Here is a 20,613-nt window from a genome sequence, read left to right as displayed (position 1 = left end):
TGGAGCGCAGTTTTGCCCTGTACCACGCGCCTTGCCCCTCGCCTAAAACCTATGAAACCAACCGGAATACCAGAATATCCTCCCCGCTGGGCCAACAAATTATTGGAAATTTTCTGCAATCCGTTGCTGCTGGAAGAAGTGCAGGGCGATTTGTATGAACGATTCAATAGGCGAGTCGAGACACTCGGAGTTGCCGAAGCAAGACGCCAGTTCGGCAAAGAGGTGCTGGGCTTTCTATTGCCTAGGTCGGGGCAACGGTTTGCCGGATTACCAAAAGCGTTCAGACACCAAGATGCTTATCCTAAACCTACACTTACTCTTATGTTTCGCAATTATCTGACTATCTCTTTACGGAACCTATGGCGAAACCGTCAGGTTAGCGCCATCAATACGTTTGGCTTAGCCACTGGGCTCGCCTGTGGTATTGTTATCTTCCTGTTGGTCAGCTACATGTTTAGTTTCGACCGGTATCACGCCAAAGCCGACCGAACGTTCTGGATTGTAACGGATATCCGTCACGAGAACGTAGTTCCGACCGATGCCACTCCCCGACCATTAGGCGATGTACTTCGACAGGAATACCCATTTGTAGAAAGTGCCGTTCGACTGGAGAATACGTTTGGGCGAATTATAAGCGTGCCAAATGGTAAAGGTGGTTTCGGGAAGAAGTTTGAAGAATCGCGGAATATCTGTTTTACGGAGCCCCAATTCTTCGACGTTTTCGACGTAAAATGGCTTGACGGAAATCCAAAAACAGCACTAACAGCCCCAAACACGGTTGTGTTATCGGAGCGTTACGCGCAGAAATATTTCGATACGGACAACGCAATCGGCCGAACGTTGCGCTTTGATAATCAGACGAATCTTACCGTAACGGGCATCATTAAAAACCCGCCTTCGAATACCAAACTTCGGTACGATGTTCTGATTTCGTACGGCACCGTTCCGGCTATGATGGGCGAAAACGGCAAACAGGCGATGCAGAATTGGGAGCGCATTAACGCGGTTTGTTTTGTTGCCCTGCGCGAAGGAACATCCCCTCAGCGTTTAGTGGATGCCCTGGCGGCTACGGGTCGTAAATATCTGAAGACGCAGGATGCCAAATTACTCGATTTTCATGCTCTGCCCCTCTCCGATTTAAACCACAATCCCCAATACGGCGGAACGGCTCCTCGCCCGATTCTATACGCCCTGATTATTGTTGGTTTATTTCTGGTCATTGCCGCCTGTATCAATTTCATCAATATCGCTACGGCTTACGCACTTAAGCGTTCGAAAGAAGTGGGCGTTCGGAAGGCGATGGGCAGTACACGGAAGCAATTGATTGCGCAATTCCTGATTGAAACAACGCTCATTACGCTCACAGCGGTGGTTATCGCGATTCTATTCGCGCAACTTGGTTTACCGTTGCTAAACAATGCATTAGCCATTTTAGGCGCTGATCTGTCGGTACTCGATCTCGTCAAACCCCGGTCGCTTCTCTGGTTTGGTGCCCTGATTCTGGGCGTGATTCTAGTGGCAGGCTTTTACCCATCGTTAGTACTTTCCCGCTTTAACCCAGTGGCCGCCTTACGAGGACGACTCACGACGAAACAAGTGGGCAGTGTATCTGTCCGGCGTGGGCTGGTCGTGGTTCAGTTTTTCATCACACAACTCTTCATTATCGGTCTTATTGTGATGATGTCGCAGGTGCGATACATGCAGCAGAAAGATCTGGGTTTCTACAAAGATGCCGTTCTAACCGTGCCTGTTCCTACCGATGATCCCATCCGACAGCAAACCTTACGCGACCAATTACGTGCCTTACCAGGCGTTGAGCAGGTTTCGTTAGGTGCCGAGCCACCAACCTCGCGCCAACGCGATCCGGTTCAGTTTACATTCGACACGCATACCGAAGCCGAAAAATTTCCGACCCGCGCCAAAATTGGTGATATGAATTACATACCACTCTTCGGATTGAAACTCCTGGCCGGGCGCAATTTCAGCAACAACGACACGACCAACAGCGAGGCCATCGTCAACGCAACCATGATCAAGCAATTGGGTCTTCGTTCTCCCGCTGATGCGTTAGGAAAACGGCTTACCATTTGGGGACAAAATCGGGTTATTGTTGGCGTTGTCAACGACTTCAATACCGATGAATTGTACGCAACAATTCCACCTACTACGCTCATCAATTACCACCCCGAGAACAATCTGGCAGCTCTGAAACTAAATCCAGCCAATTTATCTGAAACTACCAAACTGGTCGAATCTCGCTGGAACGAGTTATTTCCCGAAGCCGTCTACAAAGCGTCTTTTGTGGATGAAATGCTCGATCAGTTCTACCTCAAAGAACGCGTTTTGCTGGGGTTAATCCAGGTTTTCTCATTGATCGCCATTCTGATTGGCTGCCTGGGTTTATACGCCCTTGTATCGTTCATGAGCGAATCGAAAACGAAAGAAATTGGTATTCGGAAGGTAATGGGTGCCACAACCAATCAGGTGCTTTGGCTATTTGGGCGCGAGTTTAGTAAGCTGATGCTTATTGGCTTTACGTTGGCGGCTCCCCTGGGCTGGTTCCTGATGCGGGGCTGGTTACATGGTTATGCCTATCACATTGACTTCGGCTGGTGGGTTTTCGCACTGGCGTTAGGGGTAATTGTGGCTATCACGTTAGCAACGGTATCGTATCAGTCCATGAAAGCTGCTGTTACTAATCCGGCAAAAAGCCTACGAACCGAGTAGTGTAGAGACGCATCCTTGCGTCTCCTGTGCGTCAGCAATTAGTACCCAACTAGAGAAAACCATCCGGGAGAGGAGACGCAAAGATGCGTCTCTACACCAAACAAACCTATGAACCCACCCCGCTACGCCGACCGCCTGCTTGAATGGTTCTGCGCTCCCCATTTGCTGGAAGAAGTACAGGGCGATTTGTATGAGCGCTTCGTTCGCGATGTGCGGGAGGTGGGTATTGCAGCGGCAAACCAGCGCTATTGGCTCAACGTCTTGCGCTTTATACGTCCGTTTGCACTGAAAAGACAACCTAATCAATACGCATCACCTAGTCTAGTTAACCCGCTTATGCTACGCAACTATTTTAAAACCTCGATTCGTAATCTGGCAAAGCACAAAGCCAGTACGCTGATTAATTTGTTGGGGCTTACGCTTGGCGTAACCGCCTGTCTGGCAATTTACCTCATCACCAACTATGAACTGAGTTACGACACGTTCCACCCCGACGGCGAACGGATTTACCGAGTTGTTGGCGATGTGAAGTATAATCCAACCGACGAAAAGCATTCGGTGGGTTTTCTACCGGCTCCTGTCCCGCTGGCCTTACGAAAAGAAGTGGCAGGCCTTGAAACCGTTGCAGCCTTTCATAATCTTGAAACGGATGTACTGATTCCGAACGGAAACGGAAAACCAACACGATTCGAAAGCCGGAGACGCACTGGAGGTACTGCCGATATTGTGGTTGTTGAGCCGCAGTATTTCGATATTTTCAAGTATCAATGGCTGGCTGGAAACCCCAAAACAGCGTTGAATGAGCCATTTAAACTCGTTCTGTCGGAGCGGAAGGCCCGTACCTATTTCGGGGATTTACCACTGGAGGAAATTATAGGTAAAGAACTGATTTATGAGGATTCGGTTCGGGTGAGTGTAGCCGGTATTGTGCAGGATTGGGGAAAACCAACGGATTTTACCTTTACCGATTTTATCTCGTTTGCGACCATACGCGCCAGTCAGTTAAAACGAGGCATTAATCTCGACGATTGGAACGACAACTGGTCGGCTTCGCAGGCATTTGTAAAACTGCCCGTTGGCTCAACACCCGCTCAACTGACAACCTCATTTCAGCAATTCTCGAAAAAACATTTTCAGGCTGAGATGAAATTCTGGCCCGCTCTTCAACCCTTATCCGACCTTCATTTCAACGATAACTATCGGGACAATTATTCCCGCAAGGCACATCTACCTACGCTCTATGGCCTAATGGCGATTGCCGGTTTTATTCTGCTGATTGCCGCCATTAACTTCATCAATTTATCAACGGCCCAATCGGTACAACGAGCGAAGGAAACGGGTATTCGCAAAGTGATGGGCAGTAGTCGGGCAAACCTGATTTTCCAATTTTTGAGCGAAACAGCTTTTCTAACGGTTGTAGCCGTATTGATTTCGTTAGCCCTTGTCAATCCAATACTCTCGGCGTTTCAATCGCTGACGCCTAAAGGGTTAACATTCACGCTGTTTAGTTGGCAAACACTACTTTTTCTGGGCGTCGTTACGGTAACAACCTCGCTCCTATCCGGTTTTTATCCGTCCTGGGTATTGTCTTCGTATGTACCGGCCCTCACTCTAAAAGGTCAAACGACAGTAACCGGTGGCCAGAAAGGCTATCTGCGAAAAGCATTGATTGTGTTTCAGTTCACGGTATCGCTGGTGTTTATTATTGGTACGCTTATGGTAACTCGTCAGCTCAACTTTATGCGTAACAAAGACCTGGGGTTTTCGACGGATGCTGTTATTGAAGTCAATACCCTGCACGATGATAAAAGCCTTGTGTTAGCCGACAAAATCAGGCACCTGGCGGGTGTTGAACAGACTACGCTGCAATGGTTTCCACCTATGGGACAGGCCTATATGGTTACCAAACTCAACTATCGGGGCAAGAAGAACATCGAAATGGATGTATCGGCGAAGGTAGGCGATGCCAATTACATTCCTCTGTACAAACTGCGGTTGCTGGCAGGCCGAAATTATCTGAAAAGCGACTCCCTTCGGGAAATGGTAATCAATGCCACGTATGCGAAAGCGCTAGGCTTTAAAAAGCCAGCCGACGCCATCAATAAACTCCTTGAATTTCAAGGCAGACCGTACCCTATCGTTGGTGTAGTAGCAGACTTTCATGAGCAATCATTTCACGAAAAAATCAGTCCGGTCTTCATCAGTTATATGCCCCGACAGGCAAAAAACATTGGGGTGAAACTGGCCACAAAAGGCGGGCAACTCAGCGATGTAAAAGCAATCCTGGCCAGTATCGAACAGCAATGGAAGGCGGTCTATCCCGACAATAAGTTTGATTATACGTTTCTGGACGAATCCATTGCTCGTCTCTACGAAAAAGAGCAGAAAACCAGCCAGCTCGTTAACATGGCCACTGCCATTGCTATTCTTATTTCGTGTATGGGTTTGTTTGGGCTGGCAACCTTTACGGCTGAACAACGGACCAAAGAAATTGGTGTTCGAAAGGTATTAGGGGCATCGGTAGGAAGTATTGTAGCCCTGCTCTCGAAAGACTTTTTGGGGCTGGTTATCATTGCTCTACTCATCTCCTCACCCATCGCGTGGTGGGGTATGAACCAGTGGCTGAAAGACTTTGCCTACAAGGTCGACCTCGACTGGTGGGTCTTTGGGCTGGCGGGTCTTCTTGCTATCATCATCGCCCTACTGACGGTGAGTTTTCAAAGTATTAAGGCTGCCCTGGTGAATCCTGTACAATCGTTACGGTCTGAATAGCAAGGAGCGCGGAGCTGGGGGCATGGTGCACAGAGTGAGGTAAACCGAGCACCGAGCTCCCTGCTCCCCGCTTTACCCCCCAAACCTATGAAACCCATCCCACCCCACCTTGCGAACCGATTTCTCGAATGGTTCTGCGCTCCGCACCGGCTGGAGGAGATGCAGGGCGATTTACATGAACGCTACGAACGAGATGTTAGGCAACTCGGTGCGGCAAAGGCAGCCCGACGATACTGGCTCAATGTACTGGGGTTTCTGAAACCCCGGGCTGGTCTGCCGTTTGTACTCAAACGAAAACCTGGTACGTACCCATCCTTATTTTTCCTCAGTTCTGATATGATCCTCAATTATGTCAAAATCGCCCGGCGTCAACTCTGGCGCAATCGACTTTTTACCGCACTTAATGTGATCGGGCTATCTATTGGCCTGAGTGCCTGCTGGATTATCTACCGAATCGTTTCCTTTGATTTTAGTTTCGACACGCAAAATCCGAATCGGGATCGGATTGTCCGAATCGTCAGCCAGTTTGTGTTCGATGGCCAGGAAAGCGGTAATCCAGGTACGCCCATTCCTATGGCCGATGCCGTTCGTCGCGAGGTTTCAGGCGTCGAACGATCGATACCCATATATGAGAAATGGATGAAACACGTTCAGATTCCCCAGCCAACCGGTAAGCCGGTCTTGTTCGACGACGTAAAGAATGTGGTGGCTACCGATACCAATTATTTCAGGATGGTGCCTTATCAATGGCTGGCTGGCAATCCCGCTCAGGCGCTTGCGCGGCCTAATCAGGTTGTGCTGACCCAAAGTCGGGCGGCCCAGTATTTTCCGGGCCTGTTGCCTCAGCAACTCATGAATCGAACGATCACCTACTGGGACACCGTCAACGTACAGGTTGCAGGCGTGGTGGCCGATTTACCGTATGCATCCGACTTCAGCGGAAAAGAATTCATGTCGCTCTCAACGCTAAAAACCTCAGTAAACCCCGAAGAATGGGGCAATACCAACTCTGACGTCCAGCTTTTTTTGATGCTCGCCGACAAGGCAGATCAAAAGCAGGTTGAGTCCCAGATCAACCTGATATCAACGAAAAATTCGGGAGAAATCCTGAAAAAATGGGGGAACATGAAGCGTTGGCATACATTACAGCCTTTGGCCGATCTGCATTTCGGGGTAGAACTCCATGAACGCGACCGTCGGGCCAACAAACAGGTATTATATGGATTAATTGGGTTGGCAAGCTTCATTCTGATACTGGCCATTATCAACTACATCAATCTGGCCTCGGCGCAGGTACCCCAGCGAGCGCGGGAAATCGGCATTCGTAAAACATTGGGTAGCCGCCGTTGGCCGCTTATATTCCAGTTTCTGGGCGAAACAGCAGCCATTACCCTACTCGCCTTTGGCTTATCGTACGGGCTATCCAGATTTTTCTTTTCGGAATTTGGCGACCTGGTTCCCGAAGATATGGACCAGTATGTGAACTGGCCCATGTTGGTACTCTTTCTAATTGGCTTACTAATTCTGGTGACCTTACTGGCAGGGCTGTATCCAGGGCGGTTGATTACTCGTTTTCAGCCGGTAGCCGTGTTACGTGGACAAACCGGGTATACGCTTAATGAAGGACAGAACCGGCTTTCGCTCCGAAAGAGTCTGATTGTCTTTCAGTTTTTTATTGCCCAATTATTCATCGTGGGTGCCCTAATTGTTGGGCAGCAATTACAATATTCGCTTCAGGCCGATATGGGTTTTGTGCGCGATGCCGTCCTGACGGCTAACGTGCCCTGGAATAATAAAGAGGAAAACCGGGTCAGCCGACTGGAAGCGTTAAAGCAGGAACTGAAAAAATTGCCTGGCGTATCGGCGGTTAGTCTGGGGAATCAGCCCGCTTCCAATTCGTATTCAAGTAACACGCATCAGTATACGGGAAAGAAAGGCAAAGTAGAATTGAATCTTTACCGCAAATACGTCGATACCGATTACATTCCGCTTTACCAACTACCCCTAATTGCTGGTCGTAACCTACAACCCAGCGACACCATTCGCGAATACGTATTGAACGAAACGGCTACAAAAGCCTTCGGCTTTAACCGACCTCAGGATGCTATTGGCGCTTTCCTTAAAGAGAACGGTGGGGATGCAGGTCGTCTGGTACCCATTGTGGGCGTTGTTCGCGATTTTCACACGCGCTCATTCAAGGAAAAAATTCAGCCGACAGCCTTAATGATGGAGCGCGGAAACCTCAACACCTTCAATATCAAGCTGGCATCGGGCCAACCTACCGACTGGCAAAATACTATTGCCAGCCTCAACAGCACCTGGAAACGTTTTTACCCGGATGTTCCTCTCGATTATAAGTTCTACGATCAGACGCTGGAAGATTTTTACAAGCAGGAGCGTCAATTGTCGCGGGTGGTCAATCTGGCAACGGGTATCGCTATCCTGATCAGTTGCCTGGGCTTATTCGGTCTAGCTACGCTGATGGCCTTCCAGCGAACCAAGGAAATTGGCATTCGGAAGGTATTGGGGGCCAGTATAGCGCGTGTAGTAACGCTCCTGTCGAAAGATTTCCTAAAACCTGTCTTGTTAGCCATTGTACTAGCCTCTCCTCTCGCCTGGTATGTAATGAATAAGTGGTTGCAGGAGTTCGCGTACAAGATTGACATTGCCTGGTGGACGTTTGCCATGGCGGGCTTGCTGGCACTTGGTATTGCGCTACTGACGGTTAGTTTCCAGAGCATAAAGGCTGCCCTGGTGAATCCGGCGAAATCGTTACGATCTGAATAATGCAAGGAGCGTGGAGCAGGGTAAAGTATGCAGAATTTTACCCTGCTCCGCACTCCTTGCGCCCTGCTTTTACTGCACCTTCACCCGATTATATATTGCGCGGAAATTCTTCACGCTTTCGGCAATTTCAGGGCCGTTGTTTTCCCAGTGATATTCGTACTCAGCCGAGAGTGGGCCTTTGAAATGCTGGCGTTTTAGTTCAGTAATGACCTGCTCGATTTTGCAATCGCCCGTTCCCCAAACGACATCATGATATTTCCCGTCGGGCGTATCTTTTTTCACATCTTTAAAGTGCATGCCCAGCACATGGCCATTCAGTTTTTTCAGACATTCGACCGGATCAAGTCCCGACCGAACCCAGTGGCCAATGTCGGAGCAGGAGCCAACGTATTTGCTGTTGCCAATAGCGGCCAGCACCGTATCGGGATGCCAGTAGCGCGATGGCTTGGGGTGATTATGCAGCGCCACGTTGATTTTATATTCGTCGGCCAGTTTCCGAACCAGAGGCATTTGCTGAGGTGTGGGTTCTGAATTGATGTTCAGGACACCCATATCCTTGGCAAACTCAAACAGTGTTTTCCATTCGTCGTCGGTTTTGGCATTAACCACACCATAGGCTACCACCGTAAGCCCTTTGTCTTTAATCAATTTCTTCACGGCCTGACGAGTAGCGGCATCCATCGTAAAATCCATTTTCCCTTCTATGCCCCCACCGATGGTCTGTCCCGGAAAAGCCTCTACGTATTTCAACCCGCAACTATCAATCTTACGCAATGCTTCGGCAAAGGTGAACAGGCGAAATGAATAAGCCTGAGAGCCTAGTTTCCAGCCCGCTTTGTCTTCGGGCCCTTTTTGAGCCAGTACGGGGATGGCACCTACCGAAAGCACCAACCCGAAAAGCAGGAATTTTGTCAGATGTTTCATAGAAAAGCGAATGAGTTGTTTCCCCGATAAAAGGGGCCGCGAAAGCGAGTTTACCTATTTGGGCTAAAATTGGCCCTGTCCCAAACCGTACAACGTTTGTCCGAAACTGGACAATACTAATTTCTCTATTCCATCAAAAACGGCCTTTTCAGGCGATAAGGGCACTTATCCTAATCTGGCAAAGCATTTGCTCAGCAAAACTAGAACTAATTAATGGCCATGAAACGAAGCTATTTGGGCGAGTTCGAAGAGATCGTTCTGCTAACCGTTGCCGTGATGGAAGGACAGGCGTATGGCGTAGCGCTCACGCACGAGATCATTGAGCAAACCGGGCGCTCGGTACGTCTGAATCAGATTCACGCGGCCTTGCAGCGATTGGAAGACAAAGGCATGGTGAAGTCTGAAATGGGCGAACCTACTGCCGAACGGGGCGGTCGCCGGAAGCGCTTGTTTACCGTTACAGCCTACGGTCGGCGGACGTTACAGGAAATTCAGGATGTACGGGCAACCTTATGGCAACGGATGCCCGACCCATTCAATCCAGCTATCAGCTTATGAGTTCCCCGCCCCGCTTAGCTGACCAGCTTCTTCGCTTCGTCTGCGCTCCTGACCGTCTGGAGGAAGTGCAGGGCGATTTGCACGAGGAGTTCGCTTATCAGGTTGAGCGGATTGGCGAACGGCGCGCTCGCTGGCGCTACTGGCGGGATGTACTGGGATTCATCAAACCATTTGCTATAAAACGGAAGTCTTCGACCAGAAGCTTCAATCACTACCCTACCCCAACAAATACGACTATGCTACGAAACTATCTCAAAATCGCTTTTCGAAACCTGGTTAAGAACAAGGCCTACTCGTTTATTAACATCGGTGGGTTGGCCGTCGGCATGGCTGTAGCGATGCTGATTGGCCTGTGGTTGTGGGATGAATTATCGTACGACAAATACCACAAAAATTACGATAGCATTGCCCAGGTGTGGAGTGGTGGCACGGACCCGGAAACTAGAAAAATTGGGGGGTCTATTTCACTTCAATTTCCAATGGGCGACATTCTAAGAACGAAATACAAACACTATTTCAAACACGTACTGATGGCCTGGTGGGTAGGCGGTTATACGTTAAAAGTCGGCGATAAGAATTTCCAAAAAACGGGTGAATTTATTGAAGCGGGAGCGCCAGAAATGCTGTCGCTGAACATGCTAAAAGGAAGTTATTCGAGCCTGAGCGATATGCATTCCATCATTCTGTCAAAATCTACAGCGGAAGCGATTTTTGGCAACGATGACCCCATCAATAAATCCCTGAAAATCGACAACCGAATTGATGTAAAGGTTACGGGTGTCTATGAAGATTTACCCAAAAATACGCGCTTTGGCGAAGTTCAATTCTTCTCAACCTGGCCTCTGTGGGTTGCCTCCAACGAATGGATAAAAAAGGCTGAACATGCGTGGGACAATCGTTCATTTAATATCTACGTTCAGCTACAGCCAAAGGTCTCCATGGCAAGCGCCGATGCGGGTATTCGGGATTTTCATTATAAAAATTTACCGTCCAGTTTTCTCAAAGAAATGCAAAAATATAAGCCGTTTGTTCAGCTGGTTCCCATGAGCACCTGGCATTTATATTCAGAGTTTGTAGATGGTAAACCCGCTGCTGGGCGCATTACATTCGTTTGGTTATTTGGCATTATCGGGGTGTTCGTATTGCTGCTGGCCTGCATCAATTTCATGAATTTGAGTACGGCTCGCTCCGAAAAACGAGCCAAGGAAGTCGGTATTCGGAAAGCCATTGGCTCTATAAAGTGGCAGCTCGTCAACCAGTTTATGAGCGAGTCATTTCTAGTCGTTGTCCTGGCTTTTGCCTTAGCCATACTACTGGTTCTAACGTCGCTGTCCTGGTTCAACGAATTGGCCGATAAGGATATGACTTTACCGTTTACTAATCCTGTATTCTGGCTTATTTCGCTGCTGTTTATTACCCTAACGGGCTTTCTGGCTGGCCTTTACCCGGCCTTCTATCTATCGTCTTTTCAACCCGTTAAAGTCCTGAAAGGGACAATTCGGCTGGGTCGTTTTGCAGCCTTACCCCGTAAAATTCTGGTGGTTGTGCAGTTTACCGTGTCGGTGGTTTTGGTGATTGGCACCATCATCGTTTACCAACAAATCCAGCATGCCCGCAACCGACCAATCGGCTATAATCGGGAAGGATTGATCAACCTCTCCATGAACGATCCTAATTATAAAGGAAAGCATGAGCTATTAAAAAGCGAATTGATCAATACAGGCATGGTTTCCGATGTGGCCTTCTCGTCCAATCCATTAACAGCCGTTTGGAGTAATGCGGGTGGCTACGACTGGCGAGGGAAAGACCCCCAAAAAGACGATGATTTTGCCATTTGCGAGGTCTCTTATGACTTTGGGAAAACCGTTGGCTGGCAATTTCTTGACGGCCGCGATTTTTCAAGAGCGTATTCGACTGATTCGTCAGGCCTGATTATTAATGAAACGGCGGCTAAATACATGAATCTAAAAAGCCGTACTGGTGGATTACCGATTGGTGAATTTGTGAAAGGCTATGATAAAGTGAAAACCTGGAAAATAATCGGTGTGATTAAAGATTTGGTGATGGATTCGCCTTATGAACCCGTTAAACAGACATTCTTTTTTCTGGACAAAAATTATTCTCAGTCAAGTCAATTAACGATTAGAATCAAACCAACGGTAAGTACTGCGGCTGCTGTTCCCCAGATAGAGGGGGTCATCAAAAAACTGGTCCCTTCGGCGTCCTTCGATTACAAGTTTGTGGACGAGCAATATGCCGCCAAATTTTCGGCTGAAGAGCGAATTGGCAAACTCGCTTCCTTTTTCGCTGCGCTTGCTATTCTCATCAGTTGTCTGGGTCTTTTTGGGCTGGCGTCTTTCGTAGCCGAGCAACGCACCAAGGAAATTGGCGTCCGGAAAGTACTCGGAGCTACCGTTACCAACTTGTGGGGATTACTCTCCAAAGACTTTGTCTTTCTGGTCATTATTTCCTGCCTGATCGCGGTGCCCATTGCCTGGTATTTCATGAGTCAATGGCTCCAGAAATACGACTATCATACCAACATAGAGTGGTGGATTTTTGCAGCCGCTGGCATAGGTGCTCTTGTCATCACCTTGCTAACCGTCAGTTTCCAGGCGATCAAAGCCGCCTTGATGAACCCGATTACTTCGTTACGATCTGAATAAATGCGTAGAGCAGGGAGCACGGGGCAGGGTAGAAACCGCTCACCCCGCTCCGCGCCCCTTGCTCCACACCTAACGCCTATGACCCCACCCCGCTTTGCTGACCAACTACTCCGCTTCTTCTGCGCTCCTCACCGACTAGAGGAAGTACAGGGGGATTTGCATGAAGAATTTGATTATCAGGTCAAACGCATTGGTGAACGGCGGGCACGCTGGCGCTACTGGCGCGATGTATTAGGGTTTGTAAAACCCCGGCCGGGCCGACGTTCGGCTGGATTGCCATTTGCAATCCAGCGGGAGCTGAATCAATATCCAAAACCAACCAACACGGACATGTTACGTAATTATTTAAAAGTTGCTTTTCGAAACCTGGTCAAGAACAAAGGCTACTCAGCCATCAATATTGGTGGGCTATCGGCTGGCATGGCCGTAGCGATGCTGATTGGCCTCTGGATTTATGACGAACTCTCCTACAACACGTACCACCAGCATTACGACCGTATTGCCCAGGTTATGCAGCATCAAACGGTCAATGGACACATTAGTTCAATGGAATCCATTCCTGCTCCGCTGGATGCCGAGTTGCGAGCCAAGTACGGCAGTGACTTTAAACATCTGGCCCTAGCGGCTTATTCGGGAGACCGGGTTCTGTCGTACGGTGACAAAAAGATGGCTCGCCCAGGGAACTACATGGATGCTGAAATGCCTGAAATTCTGTCGTTGCATATGCTGAAAGGCAGTCGTAATGGGCTGAAAGAACTCAATTCTATTCTATTGTCGGCCTCAACGGCACAGGCGCTTTTTGGCAACGTTGACCCGATTGGTAAACTCATCAATATTGAGGGGAAGGCCGATGTGAAGGTAACGGGCGTTTACGAGGACGTACCGTTCAATTCGGCCTTTCATGAACTCACATTCATTGCCCCCTGGAAGCTATACGTAGCAACACAGCCCTGGGTAAAACGGGCACTTGACAAGCAGATTTGGGGCGAAAACTCGTTTCAACTGTTTGTCCAGCTTGCCGATAATGCGGACATAAAAACGGTGAGTGATCGGATCATAAACGCGAAGCTGGACAACGTACCCGCCGACGATAAGAAATACAAATCGGAGATTTTTCTGCACCCGATGAGCGACTGGCGGTTGTACTCTGGTTGGGAAGAGGGCGTACAGACGGGTGGCTATATCCAGTACGTCCGGCTGTTTGCTATCGTTGGCATTTTTGTCTTGTTACTAGCCTGCATCAACTTCATGAACCTGAGCACGGCTCGGTCTGAAAAACGGGCGAAAGAAGTGGGTATTCGAAAGTCCATGGGCTCAGTACGCAGCCAACTTGTGAAGCAGTTTTTTAGCGAGTCGTTTCTGGTAGTTTTCTTTGCATTTGCCGGAGCCATACTGATTATTCTGGCTTTACTTCCCTGGTTTAACGAGGTGGCCGCCAAGCAACTCGTTTTCCCCTGGACGAAGGTCTCATTCTGGGCAGTTAGTCTCGGATTCATCCTCATTACGGGATTATTGGCAGGTAGTTATCCCGCGTTCTATCTATCATCGTTCCAGCCGATTAAAGTCTTAAAAGGCACTTTCAAAGTGGGCAGTTTGGCGGCTGTTCCGCGCAAAGTGCTGGTCGTGGTTCAGTTCACGGTTTCCATTACGTTGATCATCGGTACGATCATCGTGTATCGACAGATTCAGCACACGAAAAATAGGCCGCTCGGCTACAATAGCAACGGTGTAGTGATGATTCCAATGCTATCGCCAGCGTTTTACGGCAAATACGACGTTCTGAAAACCGATCTCAAAAATGCGGGCGTCATTCAGGAAATAGCCGAATCATCCAGCCCAATGACGAGCGTTTGGTCAAACACGAGTGGCTTTAGCTGGGAAGGCAAAGATCCGTCGCTCGACACCGATTTTTCATCCATTTGGGTAACGCACGACTTCGGCAAAACAGTGGGTTGGCAATTTAAAGAGGGCCGCGATTTTTCGAGAGCGTTCACAACGGACTCGTCGGCCATAATCATCAACGAAACGGCGGTCAAGTTTATGGGGCTCAAGCATCCCATTGGCACGATTGTCAGATGGGGAGATGAAAAAGATCCCAGAACAAAATATTTTACCATTATCGGTGTGATCAAAGACGTATTGGCCGAATCACCATACAAGCCGGTGAAACAAGCCATTTACTTCATGGATTACAATAACGTCAACTGGATCATGCTCAAGCTGGACCCAAGCCGAAGCGTTAGCCAATCCATAGCCACGATCGAATCTGTCTTCAAAAAACACATTCCCTCGGCTCCGTTCGAGTACAAATTTGCCGATGAAGAATTCGGTAAAAAATTCGCATCAGAAGAGCGGATCGGCAAGCTGGCAGGTGGCTTTGCGATACTGGCCATTTTCATTTCCTGCCTGGGGCTGTTTGGCTTAGCTTCGTTCACGGCCGAACAACGCACCAAAGAGATTGGGGTTCGCAAAGTGCTGGGCGCTTCTGTGTTGAATCTGTGGAGTATGCTCTCCAAAGATTTTCTCGTACTAGTCATCATCTCCTGTCTGATCGCATCGCCAATTGCTTACTACTATCTGGGCGCATGGCTGAAGGATTACGACTACCGAACCGAAATGTCGTGGTGGATTTTCGCAGGTTCAGCCGCTGGCGCTTTGCTTATTACGTTACTAACCGTCAGTTACCAAAGCATTAAAGCGGCACTGGTGAATCCCGTAAAATCGTTACGATCTGAATAATTGCGCGGAGCACGGTGCAAGGTGCAGGGTAGGAACTGCTTACCCCGCTCCGCGCACCTCGCTCCCTGCTTAATACCCAAAGCCTATGACTCCTCCCCGCTTAGCTGACTACCTGCTCCGCTTCTTCTGCGCTCCCCACCGGCTGGAGGAAGTACAGGGCGATTTGCACGAGGAGTTCGCTTATCAGGTTGAGCGAATTGGCGAACGGCGGGCGCGCTGGCGCTACTGGTGGGATGTGCTGGGATTTGTAAAGCCATTTGCGATGAAACGAAAGCCAGCCGTTCCGCCACAGTATGCAGGACGCTTTGCTGACGCGTCATCTCCATCTTTATTAACTACTTATATGTTACACAACTATTTTAGAACCGCCTGGCGCAATCTGGTCAAAAACCGGTTCTATTCGCTCATCAACATGACCGGACTGACAGCGGGTCTGGCGGTAGGGATGCTGATTCTGCTATGGGTGCAGGATGAACTGAGCTACGACCGTTTTCACCATCAGGCCGATCAGATTTACCGGCTCGAAAACTGGGCTGGTACCGGCGATAGTCGGCAAATCTGGACAGCTACCGTTGCACCCATTGCGGTGCTGGGCAAAAAAGAACTGCCCGAAATCAAAGACGAGGTACGTATTTCCTACAACGGAATGTTTCCGCTCTTTACCTATAAGGGCAAAACCGTCAACGAAACCAATACCTTCTTTACCGATCCAAGCCTGTTTTCGCTATTCGATTTTTCGCTGGTGCAGGGCAATGCGGCCAATCCGTTTCCCGATAACCATTCCATAGTATTGACCGAAAGCACCGCCAAACGCTATTTTGGCAACGATAATCCAATTGGCAAAACCCTGGCCAGCAACAACAATACTGCTTTCCGGGTCACGGGCGTTATCCGGGATTTTCCCAAAAACTCAAGCATACAGGGCGATATGATGCTGCCTATTTCGCTAGAGTTCGATGAAATGTACCGCTCCCGTACCGACGGTCGCAATAAGGACAACGACTTTTCCCAGTTCGATTACAATACGTATCTGCTGCTGCAACCCGGAACTAACCTCACGCAGCTGGCCGATAAACTGCGACAGATCCATTTGCGCAACAAACCCGACGACACTGACCTTACCTACCTGCTGCAACCCCTGGCCGACATGCACCTTTACAAAGCCGATGGTAGCCAGGGGGGCATCGAAACGGTGCGTATGTTTTCCATAATTGCACTGCTTATTCTGGTTATTGCCTGTATCAATTATGTAAATCTGTCAACGGCCCGGTCCATGCTACGCTCGAAAGAGGTAAGCATGCGTAAAATTGTAGGCGCAGCTAAAAGTCAGTTGTTTGTGCAGTTTGTGGTAGAAACGGCGCTGCTCTTTTCGTTGGCGGCTGTGTTGGCCTTTGGGTTAATTTATCTGTTGTTGCCTGCCTACAATCAACTATCGGGCAAAGAATTGGCACTCGACTTTTCCAATTATCACATCTGGCAGGTAATGGGATTCACCATCGTCGGTACGCTTCTGGCCTCCAGCATTTACCCGGCACTACTGCTCTCTTCCTTCGAACCGCTCAAAGCGTTGAAAGGGCGCGTATCGGCCCGGTTTAGCGAGGCCGCTTTCCGCCGAGGCCTGGTTATTGCGCAGTTTACCGTAACCGTCGTCCTGATTGCCAGCACGTTGATTATCCGCAATCAGTTAAGCTATATTCAATCGAAAGAGTTAGGCTACGATCGTTCGCAAACGTTTGGCTTCTTTATGCTCGATATGAGCAAGCACTACGATGCCGTAAAAGCCGAATTACTCCAACAACCTGGTATTGTGTCGATTACGCGCGCCAGTGCCAATATAGTGCGGCTGAGTGGTCAAACCGGCGATAACGAGTGGGATGGCAAAGAAAAAGGCGAGAGCATGTTTATGCGTCCCGTTTCAATTGACAGGGACTTCATTCCCTTTTTTAAAATGAAGCTTCAGCAAGGTGCCAACTTTACCGGTGCCGTTGCCGATTCGACTCACTTTATCCTCAACGAAACCGCCGTTAAAGTGGCTCGGATAAAGAACCCCATTGGGAAACGATTCCGACTCTGGAACCACAAGGGCACCATCATTGGTGTCGTGAAAGACTTCCATTTTGCCTCCATGCGCCAGAAAATAGAACCGGCTATTTTTTACTACGATCCCAAACACATGGATGCCATTTATATCAAAACTACAGGTCAGCAGGCCAAACAGGCGATTACTGCTACCCAGCGTTTCTGGAAACAGTACAATCCTGACTATACAATGGATTACGCTTTTCTGGACGATATTTTCAACCGGCTGTACCAATCAGAACAAAAAACGGGGTTGCTCTTTAACCTGTTTGCCGGTATTGCCATTCTTATTTCCTGTCTGGGTCTGTTTGGGCTGGCAACCTATACGGCACAGGTACGCACTCGCGAAATTGGCGTTCGGAAGGTGCTGGGGGCCAGCGTAACGGGTATCATTCAATTGCTGGCCAAAGACTTTATCAAATTAGTGCTGATTGCCATTCTGATTGCCGTACCGATAGCGTGGTATTCGATGAATCAATGGCTCACCGACTTTGCGTATCGAATCGATGTTCAATGGTGGGTCTTTGCACTTGCGGGTTTACTAGCGCTGGCCGTTGCCTTACTAACCGTAAGTTTCCAGAGTATTAAAGCGGCCTTGATGAACCCCGTGAAGTCGTTACGATCTGAATAACTGCGCGGAGCTGGATAGGAACTGCATTACCCCGCTCCGTGCCCCCTGCCTAAAGCCCAACGCCTATGACCCCGCCCCGCTTAGCTGACTACCTGCTCCGCTTCATCTGCGCTCCTCACCGACTGGAGGAAGTGCAGGGCGATCTGCATGAGGAGTTCGCTTATCAGATCGAGCGGATTGGCGAACGCCGGGCACGGTGGCGATACTGGTGGGATGTGCTGGGGTTTATCAAACCGTTCGCGATTAAACGCAGGCAATATGCTTATTCAAAACCAACAACTACAGCTATGATTCGGAACTACCTCAAAATTGCCTGGCGAAATCTGCTGCGTCATCTGGGTTTTTCGGCTATTAATTTAATTGGCTTATCGATTGGGCTAACCTGTTGCCTGACTATCTATCTGTTTGTGCAGGATGAGTTCAGCTACGACCGTTTCCAGGCAAACGCCGACCAGATTTATCGGGTTGTCAATCAGCGAGTGGCAGAAGGTAAGCAGAACCAGTTTGCGGTTACCCCGCCCGCTTATGGCCCGGCGCTGAAAGCGAATTTCCCTGAAGTACAGCAGATGGTCCGTTTGTATGCACTGGCCAATAAATCGCTCATAACGTACCGAGACAAAAAATTCTTTGAAAGCGACATTCTGCTGGCCGATTCTACCTTTTTCGACCTGTTCGATTTTCAGTTTTTGCAAGGCAATCCGAGGCAGGCACTGCTGGGTGCGAACACACTGGTCATCTCGCAGGCGATGGCGCAGAAGTATTTCGGTGACCGGGACCCAGTTAACCAACAGTTAACCTTTATCACTCGGGGTGAGCCGATGATTTTCCGCGTTACAGGGGTGATGAAAGACCTGCCGACACAGTCGCATCTGAAAATCAATGCTGTGGGGTCATTCAGTACGCTAAAGTCCATAGTTCCACCGGGTAGGTTGGAGAATTGGGTATGGCAGCAGTTCTATACCTACATTAAGCTACCTCGTGGGTATGACCCCGCTCGCTTACAGGCTAAACTACCCGGTTTGTTAACCCGATACGCGAAACCTGAACTGGATAAACTCGGCATCACGTATCAAAGCCGACTGCAACCGCTCACGGATATTCACCTGCGTTCATCGGAGCTGGAGTTTGACATCACGCAGAAAGGTAATATTCGGTATGTGTATGCGCTGATAGTTATCGCCGTGTTTGCGTTACTGATTGCCTGCTTCAACTTCATGAATTTATCCACAGCCCGCTCACTAGCAAGGGCAAAGGAGGTAGGGTTGCGCAAAGCCATCGGTGCTGAACGCGGACAGCTTATCAACCAATTTCTGGGTGAATCGCTGCTACTGACTATACTGGCCATGTTGATAGCCCTGGGGATAACGGCAGTATCGCTGCATTTCTTTACGGACTGGGTGGATAAAACGCTTTCCCTACGGGTGTTTTTACAGCCCACTTTTCTGGCAGGGGTGGTGTTGACGGTTGTGGTGGTCGGCGGGCTGGCGGGTGTCTATCCGGCGTTCTTTCTATCGAGGTTCCGGCCTGTGCAGGTACTGACGGGTAATCGTGGCCAGTTGCCGAAACAGGGGGCGGTATCGCTTCGGAAAACACTGGTAGTACTCCAGTTTACGGCATCAACCGCCCTCATTATTGGAACGATAGTGGTAATTGCGCAGCTACGCTACATTCAGCACAAGGACCTAGGGTTTGCCAATGAGCAGGCGATTGTTCTACCCCTGCGTACCGACGCCATGCGCCAGGGATACGAGGCACTCAAGACTGATGTGTTGCGTAACCCTAGCATACGCGCAGCTACGGCTTGCTACGGTATACCCGGCGGTATGTTTGCGGGCGATGGGATTAACCTGCCGGGTAAGGCAGAACGAATCTCGACCAATATGTTTATTGTTGACCAGGATTATATACCTACAATGGGTATGCATCTGGTGGCAGGGCGCAACTTCTCCCGTAACTATGGCACTGACCTGGCCGAAGGATTTATTATAAACGAAGCGGCTGTACAGACGTTTGGCTTCGGCAGTCCACAACAGGCATTAGGGAAGGAAATGTTATGGAATAAATGGGTGCCCAGTAATCCGACCGATACGCTCAAGCGGGGACGCGTCATTGGCGTGGTGAAAGATTTCAATTATAAATCGCTGCATCAGAAAATCGAGCCCGTTGTGCTGCACATGTTCCCAGCGGTATTTTCCAATCTGGTGTTGCAGGTTCAGCCGACCAATTTACCGGCCACGCTGGATTTTCTGAAAGATAAGTGGCAGACCCTGGCCCCTGAATGGCCGTTCGACTATAAGATTGTGGATGAGGAATTTGCCCGGTTTTATCAATCCGAACAGCTCTTTGGTAAACTCTTCAGCTTATTTACGGCCTTGTCCATCTTCATCGCCTGCCTAGGTTTATTCGGGTTGACTACGTTCATGGCGCAGCAACGCATGAAGGAAATCGGTGTCCGGAAAGTGCTGGGCGCGTCAGTTACCAGTATCGTCATGCTGCTCTCGAAAGACTTTCTCAAACTGGTGTTGGTGGCTATTGTGATTGCTGCGCCAATCGCCTGGTGGGTCATGAATCAGTGGCTTCAGGATTTCGCCTACAGGATTGACATCGCCTGGTGGATGTTTGCCGGTGCGGGCCTGTTGTCCGTAGCCATTGCCCTGTTTACCATCAGTTTCCAGAGTCTCAAAGCCGCTTTAGTTAATCCCGTGAAATCATTGCGAAGTGAATAGTAAA

At 49.2% G+C, this 20,613-nt stretch carries 9 protein-coding genes; 8 read left to right on the top strand and 1 reads right to left on the bottom strand.

What is annotated here, in order from left to right; translation table 11 throughout:
- Positions 1-51 precede the first annotated feature (51 nt).
- From ACYVGR_RS13615 to ACYVGR_RS13605, 3 genes are all read left to right on the top strand, one after another.
- Positions 52-2,727, top strand: coding sequence for an ABC transporter permease (locus tag ACYVGR_RS13615; RefSeq protein ID WP_460957462.1), 2,676 nt, complete (start codon positions 52-54; stop codon positions 2,725-2,727).
- A 108-nt stretch (positions 2,728-2,835) separates the two neighbouring features.
- Positions 2,836-5,499: a permease prefix domain 2-containing transporter gene (locus tag ACYVGR_RS13610; RefSeq protein ID WP_460957460.1), complete on the top strand. Its 2,664-nt coding sequence runs from the start codon at positions 2,836-2,838 to the stop codon at positions 5,497-5,499.
- Between the two features lie 87 nt (positions 5,500-5,586).
- Entirely contained in the window at positions 5,587-8,286 is a 2,700-nt protein-coding gene (locus tag ACYVGR_RS13605) for an FtsX-like permease family protein (protein WP_460957458.1), read from the top strand.
- A gap of 69 nt (positions 8,287-8,355) precedes the next feature.
- On the opposite strand, the gene ACYVGR_RS13600 is transcribed toward ACYVGR_RS13605, so the two are convergent.
- Positions 8,356-9,210, bottom strand: coding sequence for a sugar phosphate isomerase/epimerase family protein (locus ACYVGR_RS13600; protein WP_460957456.1), 855 nt, complete (start codon positions 9,208-9,210; stop codon positions 8,356-8,358).
- A gap of 219 nt (positions 9,211-9,429) precedes the next feature.
- On the opposite strand from ACYVGR_RS13600, the gene ACYVGR_RS13595 reads away from it, so the two are divergent.
- The 5 genes from ACYVGR_RS13595 (at position 9,430) to ACYVGR_RS13575 (ending at position 20,609) form a co-directional block, all read left to right on the top strand.
- Positions 9,430-9,768 carry a PadR family transcriptional regulator gene (locus ACYVGR_RS13595; protein WP_460957454.1) on the top strand — a complete coding sequence of 113 codons (339 nt, stop codon included), beginning with the start codon at positions 9,430-9,432 and terminating at the stop codon, positions 9,766-9,768.
- On the top strand, positions 9,765-12,434 hold the full coding sequence (locus ACYVGR_RS13590; protein ID WP_460957452.1) for an FtsX-like permease family protein: 2,670 nt from the start codon (positions 9,765-9,767) through the stop codon (positions 12,432-12,434). Before ACYVGR_RS13595 ends, ACYVGR_RS13590 begins: the two co-directional genes overlap by 4 nt.
- A 78-nt stretch (positions 12,435-12,512) precedes the next feature.
- A complete protein-coding gene (locus ACYVGR_RS13585) occupies positions 12,513-15,173 on the top strand; it encodes an ABC transporter permease (protein ID WP_460957450.1) in 2,661 nt (886 codons plus the stop codon).
- Between the two features lie 85 nt (positions 15,174-15,258).
- Entirely contained in the window at positions 15,259-17,883 is a 2,625-nt protein-coding gene (locus ACYVGR_RS13580) for an ABC transporter permease (RefSeq protein ID WP_460957448.1), read from the top strand.
- Positions 17,884-17,948: 65 nt separating this feature from the next.
- Positions 17,949-20,609: a permease prefix domain 2-containing transporter gene (locus ACYVGR_RS13575; protein ID WP_460957446.1), complete on the top strand. Its 2,661-nt coding sequence runs from the start codon at positions 17,949-17,951 to the stop codon at positions 20,607-20,609.
- The last annotated feature ends 4 nt before the right edge of the window (positions 20,610-20,613 follow it).

It is taken from the genome of Spirosoma litoris, from assembly GCF_054776755.1.
Note: the sequence above shows the minus strand (reverse complement) of the source record. Positions and strands in the feature narration are given on the sequence as shown.